Here is a 9153-nt window from a genome sequence, read left to right as displayed (position 1 = left end):
GCATCTACCGGACGCTTAATGCCTCATCGAACCAATGAATGCGGCTTGACAGACATAGAAGAGTCCACCGAGGCCACACCGCACTCAAGGGTCAGCCACCCGCCAGCCGTGTCACCAACCTCCGTGGGTAATACACCTAGTTGGGCTCGTGGGCTCAAGTGCTGAGAGGTGCGGCAGCAACTGTGGGGAACGTGGGGGAGGAGGAGCCTCCCACAGGTTCCACCGTGATGCCAAGGGCCGCCGCCGAAGCGATGCCCTTCACCACGGCAGGCTTGGACAGCGCCGCTTCGTCCATCAGCCCCTGTGAAACCGGCGCCGATCCGTCCTTGGGGATCAGCCACATCTGGTAGACCTTGCCGGCCGGCGGTGCGGGAACCCCGTTCATCTTGACCACGACGGCGTCTTTGGAGGACGAAATCAGGACTGTGGCGGTACCTCCGGCGGAGACCGGCACCGACGCCTCACGGACGTCTTCTGCGCGGATCACCTGGTTGAGCGGATCATTCTGGTCTGCAAGGTAGGCGCCCACGCCCACGCCGCCAAGCGCGATCACGGCCGCTGCGGCAACACCGGCGAGCCAACGGCGGGCACTGCCCGGCCGGCGTCGATCTTCCCTGCGCTGACGGGCTGCGGATAGTTCGTCGCCGTCCACCGTGGGTGCAGGCTGATGCAACGGTGTGGCCTCCGGCGCGGCCGCGGCTGCCTGACCGGAACCCTGGGCCGGGAGCTGTGCCATGATACGGGCAAAGAGGTCCGACGGCGGCTCTTCCTCGGCAGTGAACGTCTTGGCCAGCGTTTCCCTGGCTTGGCGCACCCGCTCCTGGAATAATCTCTGCTCAGCCTCGGGGGCTGAGGAGATGTATTGGTCAATCGCCGCGCGCTCGGCGTCGGTCACCGCATCAAGGGCATACAGTTCCGCCAGGTCGACGGCGCGGCCCGACGCGAGATCGGCCGGCACGGTCTCGCCGAACGTCCCCCGGCTGCTGCTGCCCTGACTATTCATTTCTGTCATCTCAACTCACCCCCAGACAGGTCTTCAATCGGATCAGTCCATCGCGGATGCGGGACTTGATGGTGGGCACTGCTGCATTGAGCCGTTCCGCGACTTCCCTGTAGGTGAGTCCGCCATAGTAGGCGAGCCGAACAGATTCCTGCTGTGTTTCGGTCAGTGTCTCCAGGCAGCGGACCACGGCCTCGGCCTCGAGTTTGCTGCCCACCTCGTCGGACACGGAATCGTGGTCGATGTCCTGGCTGCTCGCGCCGTAGCGGGCTTCGCGGTCTGTTGAGGACTGCGAAGACCGTACTTTGTCCACCGCCCGCCGGTGCGAGATGGTCATCAGCCAGGAGAGTGGACTTCCGGCGTCGGGGTTGAACTTCGCGGCGTTCTGCCAGACCTGGATGAAGACCTCCTGGGTGGTGTCCTCACTGAGTTCCGGGTCAATCAGGACCCTCCGGGCCATGCCAAAAACACGGCGGGACGTCAACTGGTAAAACTCCGCGAACGCGTCCTGGTCGCCCTGGGCAATGCGGCCCAGCAGTGTGGCAAGGCGTTGGCTGACGTCGGTCGGTGACTCTGTGACGGCTGCAGGGGCCTCATAATTCGGCGCGTTGGGAGTTTCCATCACTTCCAAGCATAGGTGTCCGGGCATTGGTTCAGGAGCAGCCAGGCCCAGGTTGCCGCAGGTGCCAAGCAGGCCTGGCAGATCCGTGCTCCTTGCGGCCTCCGCTGCCCTCACCTGCCGCTCCTTGTCCACTGTGGAATGTCTCAGGAGTGATTCGTGCCAGGAAGGTGTGTGGATTGGCCGGTTCAGGAAAAATCCGCCAACCTCTGGAGTGCCGCCGCGATCCGCCTTGGGCGGCCTGGTCAGGTTTTGGCTCCGGCGAATCCTTGCTGCCGCCACGCCTCATAGACCGCGATGGAGGCAGCATTCGCGAGGTTAAGCGACCGAAGCGCTGGGAGCATGGGCAGCCGCACCGTGGAGGTCACGTGTGGGTCGTGTTTGATGTGTTCAGGCAGGCCCACGGATTCCTGGCCGAACATCAGGACATCACCGGGCTGGTAAGCGATGTCCGTGTAGCTGGCGGCCCCGTCTGAGGTGAACGCGTACACACGCTCAGGCTCGAGCGCGATCCAGGCGTCTTCGATGCTCTTGTGGACGGTCACCACTGCGAGGTCGTGATAATCCAGGCCGGCGCGGCGGAGCTTGGCATCAGAAAAATCGAACCCCAGGGGTTCCACCAGGTGCAGCTCGGCACCGGTAATGGCTGCGAGCCGGATGGCATTGCCGGTGTTGCCCGGAATTTCGGGGGAGTGGAAGAGGATGCGGAACACCATCCCATCCTAGCCACTGCGGTCAGTGCATGCCCCGCAGAAGCCTGGCAAGCACGGACACATTGACCGTGTTGGGTACCGGGCCTGAGGAGAGGAACTGCTTGAGGCCGCGGACCAGCCCGGCAGCGTTTACTACCTGGACCGTCTCGAGGGCATCCGCGGACCTTCTGTGGCGGTCGATCACCGGCTCATGCAGGTTCCCGCCGGGGCTGTGCACAACGGTCCAGCCGGTGACGTTCATTTCAGGGAAGATGTCCTGCATTGCGCGGACAACGTGCGCCAACTGTGGAGGAGGGATGGAACGCCCACCGTGGTTCAGGGTCCTGCCGTCCCAGGCGTACGCGCCTTTGGGCAGAAGCATGGAACCGATAACCGCCAGGCGGTAGCCGGACAGCAGCACATGGTCGATGTGGCTGTTGTCCGCCGGTGACTGTAATCCGTTGATAAGCCGTGCGGCCGGTATGGCAGGCAGGATCTGCCTGCTGATGAGTTGAACGGTCCGCATTTCGCGCTGGATGCGGGCATCGGCTCCGAAGATGCCGCGCTTCCTTGGCATGCCGTGCACCTGTTGGCTGGCCTGGACGAGCGGAATGAGGGGGACCGCGCCGGCCCGCTCGAATGCGGCCGGGTCGTAGGGCGGAATGTAGACAGGGGCGTCGCCGGCCGTGTTGCGCGGCGTGTTGGGACGGTGGACCGTGGCTGACGCGTGGCTTCCGGCAGCCGGCGCGTCAAAGTGCGGACCGGCATCGGCGTTGCCAGAATCGCCCCCGGTCCCGGCAGCGTAGGAGCGGTCGTAGGCGCTTCTGCGTTTGGGATCGATGAGTGTTTCGTAGGCTGCGGTGACGCGGCGGAAGGCGGCAGCGTCACCGCCGTGATCGGGATGAGCCTTGCGGGCCGCACGGCGGTAAGCAACTTTGATCTCCTTATCAGTGGCTGTCACGGCGATACGGAGCACCTGGTAATGGGAGTTGCTGCTCTCGGTCAAGCACTTGTCCTTTTGTTGGTGTGGCCAGTCCACAGCGACGGGGAGGGCCCATAGTCAGGTAGGCCCAGTTTAACGGCCTATTCTGACAACGTCCGCGCCGGCAGTTGAGGTTCCCGTGGCTGGCATCATCGGCGCCAGTGGATGTGGATTACGCCTGATGCGCGGCCCGACGGCGGATCCTGGCGTAGCTGCCAGGGCCTGGTCCGCAGTCGGACCTGTTTCCATTCCGCACTGAAGGACCGCCGCGACGTTTAGACTCTTTGAGGGGCGGAGCGAAGTACGCCCGAGGCGCCGGACAGCCGGCCAGGCATTGGGGTGGAATGAAATCACGGGGGACCACAGCAACGTCGGCGACGACGCTGCTCACCGCATCTTTGTTGGGTGCCGCAGTGCTGGGCGGCTGCAGTATTGACGTCCAGGACCCGTCCGCCCCCAGGGTGGAACACTCGACCCCCGGACTGGCCACCCCCACCATCACCCCGGGCCATGACGCCGAGGCGGTGGCAGCCAAGGACCTTCCCTTGGCCGCCGGCGGGACACTGGCGTCCGGAACTCCTGTGGGCATTTCCGACGGGCTGAAAGACGCGCCCGGCTGGAAGCCAGTCAAGGAAAACGTCGCGGGGGAGAGCCAGTATGCCAAGAGCGATGGCTGCCTCGTCGCCGCGAAGGTGCGGACGAACCAGACCCCTCTGGTCGCCACTGATGACCGGGCCTCCACAGTTGGCCTCTTCGCCTACCTTGATCCGAGCATCCTCCCTGAATACCTCAAGACGGAAACCCTGCGCTGGGGCGGAGAGCCGGACAAGCCCGGCCCCCGTGTTGAGGTGCTGGTGCTGGAGCAGCCAGTTGCGCCGGGAGCGAAGGCGACGGCCGTCATGGCCCGTTTGTTTAGTATTCCGGCCTCGTCCGTCTACATTTCGGTTTCGTGCCCCGACGCGTCCACGCTGGCAGCGGCGCGCCAGGACGTGGCCGCCCGCCTGATCATCGTTCCCCCATCCACTTGAGCCCTCTCTCTTTTCCTGGCTTGATGCCAGGGGATCTTCCGGAGGGACGTGCGCTGGTGAGCATAACGCCGCCGACCACCAGCAGGCCGCCCAGGATTTGGGGCAAACTGATGGCCGCGCCCAACAGGACCGTGATGACGGCCGTAAAAACCACCATGAGGTTGAGGTAGTTGCCCGCCGTCCCAGGGGTAGTCGTCTTGAGGGCCAGGTTCCACAGGAGGTAGGCGCCGAGAGAGGGGAAGACCGCGATGTAAGCCAATGACCAACTGCCGGCTGCCGTCCCGGGCAGCTGTGCTCCTGTTGCCACGGCGACCGGAGCGAGGACCACAGTGGCCATCGCAACCTGAACTGCCGTAGCGGAGATCGCAGGGATCGGCAGGCGGCGGGCGATGATGGTGTAGAAACTCCACACGGCAACAGCGCCCAGCATCAGGAGTTCGCCCAGGTTGAAAGAAAACCTCAGCAACCGCTGGAAGTCACCGCCGGTCAGGACAAGCAGAACCCCGGAAAGCCCCAATCCGATGCCTCCCCAGCCGAGGACGCCGGGCCGGTCGCCGAGTACCACTGCAGCCAGGACAACGATCAGCGCAGGGTTGGCCGCCGTGATGAGCGAGGCATTCAAGGCGGATGTGTGCAGCAGTGCGGTGTAAAGAAGCAGTGTGTAGCCCCCCATGCCAAGGAAGCTAAGGAGTAGCAGCGTGGGCCAGTGTCGCAGGACAGCCCGCCAATCGGGGCGGTCCACTATCTGGGCCAAGGCAATTAACGGCAGGGCAGCGAAAGCCCAGCGCCAGAAGGTCAGTTCCACTGGAGTCATCGACGTCACCGCTGCCTGTCCCACCACAAAGTTCCCGGACCAGAAGAGCGTGGCCAGGACAAGGCAGATGGAGGCTTTGGGGGACGTTTTCACCGCTCGAATCTATACCAGGGCCGGCGGCTAGAATTGATGGGTGCCCGTTTACCTCGATCATGCAGCAACCACGCCCCTCTCCGCAGAGGCGCTGGCTGCCCTGACCCGGGAGCTGGCCCGCACCGGCAACCCGTCTTCCCTCCACGGCTCCGGCCGCCGGGCGCGCCGCTCAGTTGAAGACGCCCGGGAAACCCTTGCCGCAGCCGCCGGGGCGCACCCCTCCGAAGTCATTTTCACGTCCGGCGGTACGGAGGCGGACAACCTGGCCGTCAAGGGCCTGTTCTGGTCCCGATCGGGTGAGAACCCCGCCCGGCGGCGCATTCTGTGTTCCGCCGTCGAGCATCATGCCGTGCTGGACACCGTGGAATGGCTGGAACGGCATGAAGGTGCTGTGGTCACCTGGCTCCCGGTGGACGGCGACGGCGTCGTTGACCTTGCGGTCCTCAAAGCAGAACTGGCGCGGGAACCGGAAACCATTGCCCTGGTGACCGTGATGTGGGCAAACAACGAGGTGGGCAGCATCCAGCCCATCCCGGAAATCGTTGAGCTGGCCCACGCGGCCGGCGTGCCGGTCCATTCGGACGCAGTCCAGGCTTTTGGCTCGCTGCCCATCAATTTCAAGGCGTCAGGGCTGGATGCGATGTCCGTTTCCGGCCATAAGATCGGCGGGCCCGTTGGGGTTGGGGCATTGTTTCTGGGACGTGCCGTCAAGCTGACCCCCGTGCAGCATGGCGGCGGCCAGGAGCGGGACGTCCGCTCCGGAACCCTGGACACTGCTTCCATCGCCGCCTTCGCTGCGGCGGCCGAAGCCGTAACCGTCAGCCTTCCCGAGGAATCAGCCAGGATCACAGCCCTGCGCGACCGGCTCATCGACGGCGTACGGCGGTCCATCCCGGAAGCCGTCCCTCGGGGAGCCCCTGATGGGGGACGGCTACCCGGCAATGCGCATTTCACCTTCCCCGGCTGTGAAGGCGACTCCCTGCTCTTCCTATTGGACCTCGCCGGGGTGGAATCGTCCACGGGATCTGCCTGCACAGCCGGAGTACCGCGGCCCTCGCACGTGCTCCTCGCCATGGGACTGGACGAGGAAACCGCCCGCGGCGCGCAGCGGTTCAGCCTGGGCCACACGTCAACGGAAGCAGATGTTGACGCGCTGCTTGCGGCACTCCCGGATGCCTATTCCAGGGCTCGGGCGGCCGGGATGGCCGGGCACGAATCCTCCATCCAAACCGCAGGGACAGTGGCTCGTCAGGCCTCCGGCAGGAGCACCTGATCCAGGCCAGTTGAGGCGTCTGCAAGCCGCTCGGGCCTCACCTGGTGGCGGCCCGAGATGAGGGCTTTGATGACCTTCTGCGCGCCGGGGCCCTCCCTGCGGGGCCAGTTGACGCTCATGCCGGCCACCACGCGGGAGTCGCGCTGCCAGAACGCGATGAATTCCTTGTCCTCGAGCGAACCCCGGATCACCGGTTCCGTGCCGGTTGCCAGAGCGGGGAATCCTGAGTATTCCATGCTGACCTCGAACTGGTCCGTGTAGAAGTACGGGATGGTGCTGTGCGTGGCGTCCTGGCCCAGCATCGCCCGGGCTGCCACCTTGCCGCCGTTCAGGGCGTTGGACCAGTGCTCGCTGCGGTAGTGCTCTCCGGTGAACGGGTGCAGGGCGTTGGCGACGTCTCCTGCCGCGAAGATCCCCGGAACGCTGGTCCGCAGGGACGCGTCGGTGAGGATGCCGTTGTCTACTTTCAGTCCCGCAGTGTGTGCCAGACCGACGGCGGGTTCAACTCCCACGGCAATCACCACAACATCGGCAGGGAGGTCTTCCCCGCTGTCGGTGACCACTGCGGTGACGGCTCCGTTGGAACCCCTGAGTTCGTGGGCTGACGCCGGAAGCCTGAAGTCCACGCCGTGGGCTTCGTGAAGCGACCGGAAGAACCGGCCCAACTCCGGGCCGATCGCGGCGGCCAGCGGAACGTCTTCCAAGCCGAGCAACGTGACGTTGTTGCCATACGTAGCCGCGGCTGCTGCCAGTTCCATGCCTATCCAGCCGGAGCCGATCATCACTACGTTCTTTCCGCCCTGGTCCAGGGACTTCCGCAGCCAGCGGCTGTCATCAAGGGTGCGGAACGTGGTGACCCCTGATAACTCGCTCCCCGGCAGCGGAATGGTGCGCGGTACCGCGCCAGTGGCCAGCAGCAGCGACTGGTACGGCAGTGCCGTTCCGTCGTTCAGCAACACCGTGCCCGCGTCCGGCCGTATACCGGTGACGGACGCGCCAAGGCGGAGGTCGACGTCGTTCTCCTCGTACCAGTCCCGCGGCACGACCGCGGCTTTGTCTTCGCTTTCCCTGCCCAGCAGGTAGTCCTTCGAGAGGGGCGGGCGAATATAGGGGTTGTGGCCCTCGCTGCCAATCAGGATGACGGGGCCGGAGTATCCCTCGGACCGGAGCGTCCGCGCAGCAGTGGCACCTGCCAGGCCTGCCCCTACGATCACGATGTTTCCGTCAACCTGTCCTGCTGCCATGGTGCCTGCGCCTCCTGGGTTCGGTAGCTCAACTATGGCCGAACCTTGCAGGCATTAGAATAGGTAAGCGTGCATTGTGTTTTCCAGCGATGCAGCCAGGCTCCCAAAGCCCCACACAACCCCAAACACACTTCCACCCAACGGAAAGCCAGCATGCGAGTTTTAGCAGCCATGAGCGGCGGAGTCGACTCCGCCGTTGCCGCAGCACGTGCCGTCGAGGCCGGCCACGACGTCGTCGGTGTCCACTTGGCGCTATCCAGGATGCCCGGCACGCTACGGACAGGCAGCCGCGGCTGCTGCACCATCGAAGACTCCCGCGACGCCTGGCGGGCGTGCGACGTGCTCGGGATCCCGTACTACGTGTGGGATTTCTCCGAACGTTTCAAGGAGGATGTGGTCCAGGACTTCATCGACGAGTATGCTGCGGGCCGCACTCCGAATCCTTGCATGCGCTGCAATGAGCGCATCAAGTTCGCGGCGTTGCTGGAAAAGGCCATCGCCCTCGGCTTCGATGCTGTCTGCACCGGCCATTACGCCAAGGTCATCGAAGACACTGACGGTAACCCCGAACTGCACCGCGCAGCAGACTGGGCCAAGGACCAGAGCTACGTCCTCGGTGTCCTCACCCATGAGCAGCTCAAGCACTCCATGTTCCCGCTGGCCGACGCTCCGTCGAAGGCCGAAGTCCGCGCCGAAGCAGAACGCCGCGGATTGTCCGTGGCAAACAAGCCGGACAGCCACGACATCTGCTTTATTCCCGACGGCGACACCGCAGGCTGGCTGGCGGAAAAGATCGAGATGACCGCCGGGGACATCGTTGATGAAACCGGCACCAAGGTAGGCCAGCACCCCGGTGCCAACGCCTTTACCGTAGGCCAGCGGAGGGGCTTGAAGTTGGGCACCCCTGCCGCCGACGGGAAGCCGCGCTTTGTGCTGGAGATCCGGCCGAAGGAAAACAAGGTCGTGGTGGGACCGGAGGCACTCTTGGCCATCGACGAGATCCGTGGAATCAAGGTCTCCTGGGCTGGTCTTCCCATCGCGGAAATAGCCACGGGTGAGGACTTCGACTGCTACGCCCAGGTACGCGCGCATGGTGACCCCGTTCCGGCGACCGCCCGGATGGAAGCACCTGGGGCAGGCGAAGTTTCGGGGCAACTGGTAGTGACCCTCACGGAGCCGCTGCGCGGCGTCGCCCCCGGGCAGACGGTAGTCCTGTACCAAGGCACGCGAGTGCTGGGCCAGGCCACCATTGACGCCGCCCGTTCGTTGCAGCGCGCGCAGTTGTAGCCAGCCTAAGCCGGCGCGAATCTTCGGTAGAGGCCCCACCCGCCACGCGGGTTGGGGCCTCACCCGCATTAAAGTGAGAGTTCGAACCCATTCAGGTAAATTTTGTGTCTCAACTCACATA

At 64.7% G+C, this 9153-nt stretch carries 9 protein-coding genes; 3 read left to right on the top strand and 6 right to left on the bottom strand.

All coding sequences use genetic code 11. The features are described 5' to 3' along the window. Nucleotides 1-154: 154 nt before the first annotated feature. The 4 genes from ACLKOZ_RS14050 to ACLKOZ_RS14035 form a co-directional block, all read right to left on the bottom strand. Nucleotides 155-1012, bottom strand: a complete 858-nt coding sequence (locus tag ACLKOZ_RS14050; protein WP_436475835.1) for an anti-sigma factor — start codon at nucleotides 1010-1012, stop codon at nucleotides 155-157. Between the two features lies 1 nt (nucleotide 1013). Next, nucleotides 1014-1622: a sigma-70 family RNA polymerase sigma factor gene (locus tag ACLKOZ_RS14045; protein ID WP_337350960.1), complete on the bottom strand. Its 609-nt coding sequence runs from the start codon at nucleotides 1620-1622 to the stop codon at nucleotides 1014-1016. Between the two features lie 242 nt (nucleotides 1623-1864). After that, nucleotides 1865-2332 carry a tRNA (cytidine(34)-2'-O)-methyltransferase gene (locus ACLKOZ_RS14040; protein ID WP_337345935.1) on the bottom strand — a complete coding sequence of 156 codons (468 nt, stop codon included), beginning with the start codon at nucleotides 2330-2332 and terminating at the stop codon, nucleotides 1865-1867. Between the two features lie 22 nt (nucleotides 2333-2354). After that, nucleotides 2355-3317, bottom strand: a complete 963-nt coding sequence (locus tag ACLKOZ_RS14035) for a J domain-containing protein (protein ID WP_436475832.1) — start codon at nucleotides 3315-3317, stop codon at nucleotides 2355-2357. A 320-nt stretch (nucleotides 3318-3637) separates the two neighbouring features. On the opposite strand from ACLKOZ_RS14035, the gene ACLKOZ_RS14030 reads away from it, so the two are divergent. After that, on the top strand, nucleotides 3638-4321 hold the full coding sequence (locus ACLKOZ_RS14030; protein WP_436475830.1) for a hypothetical protein: 684 nt from the start codon (nucleotides 3638-3640) through the stop codon (nucleotides 4319-4321). Here ACLKOZ_RS14030 and ACLKOZ_RS14025 read toward each other — a convergent pair. Next, the gene (locus ACLKOZ_RS14025) at nucleotides 4299-5228 is read right to left on the bottom strand and encodes a DMT family transporter (RefSeq protein ID WP_436475828.1); all 930 of its coding nucleotides are present in this window, start codon (nucleotides 5226-5228) and stop codon (nucleotides 4299-4301) included. The genes ACLKOZ_RS14030 and ACLKOZ_RS14025 overlap by 23 nt on opposite strands. Nucleotides 5229-5268: 40 nt before the next feature. On the opposite strand from ACLKOZ_RS14025, the gene ACLKOZ_RS14020 reads away from it, so the two are divergent. Further along, nucleotides 5269-6501, top strand: coding sequence for a cysteine desulfurase family protein (locus ACLKOZ_RS14020; RefSeq protein ID WP_436475826.1), 1233 nt, complete (start codon nucleotides 5269-5271; stop codon nucleotides 6499-6501). Here the strand turns inward: ACLKOZ_RS14020 and ACLKOZ_RS14015 are convergent. Then, nucleotides 6477-7745, bottom strand: coding sequence for an NAD(P)/FAD-dependent oxidoreductase (locus tag ACLKOZ_RS14015; protein WP_436475824.1), 1269 nt, complete (start codon nucleotides 7743-7745; stop codon nucleotides 6477-6479). The two genes, ACLKOZ_RS14020 and ACLKOZ_RS14015, sit on opposite strands and share 25 nt — an antisense overlap. 153 nt (nucleotides 7746-7898) lie before the next feature. Between ACLKOZ_RS14015 and mnmA the strand changes: the two genes are divergently transcribed. Continuing rightward, a complete protein-coding gene (gene mnmA / locus ACLKOZ_RS14010; RefSeq protein WP_436475822.1) occupies nucleotides 7899-9032 on the top strand; it encodes a tRNA 2-thiouridine(34) synthase MnmA in 1134 nt (377 codons plus the stop codon). Nucleotides 9033-9153: the final 121 nt, after the last annotated feature.

The sequence above is a fragment of the Arthrobacter sp. R4 genome (genome assembly GCF_051365025.1).
Classification (GTDB): domain Bacteria; phylum Actinomycetota; class Actinomycetes; order Actinomycetales; family Micrococcaceae; genus Arthrobacter.
Note: the sequence above shows the minus strand (reverse complement) of the source record. Positions and strands in the feature narration are given on the sequence as shown.

What these genes read in the sequence shown, in the direction of transcription:
- ACLKOZ_RS14030 (WP_436475830.1), top strand. Translation starts at nt 3,638, where the DNA reads ATGAAATCACGGGGGACCACAGCAACGTCGGCGACGACGCTGCTCACC.
- mnmA (WP_436475822.1), top strand. Translation starts at nt 7,899, where the DNA reads ATGCGAGTTTTAGCAGCCATGAGCGGCGGAGTCGACTCCGCCGTTGCC.
- ACLKOZ_RS14045 (WP_337350960.1), bottom strand. Translation starts at nt 1,622, where the DNA reads ATGGAAACTCCCAACGCGCCGAATTATGAGGCCCCTGCAGCCGTCACA.
- ACLKOZ_RS14050 (WP_436475835.1), bottom strand. Translation starts at nt 1,012, where the DNA reads ATGACAGAAATGAATAGTCAGGGCAGCAGCAGCCGGGGGACGTTCGGC.
- ACLKOZ_RS14015 (WP_436475824.1), bottom strand. Translation starts at nt 7,745, where the DNA reads ATGGCAGCAGGACAGGTTGACGGAAACATCGTGATCGTAGGGGCAGGC.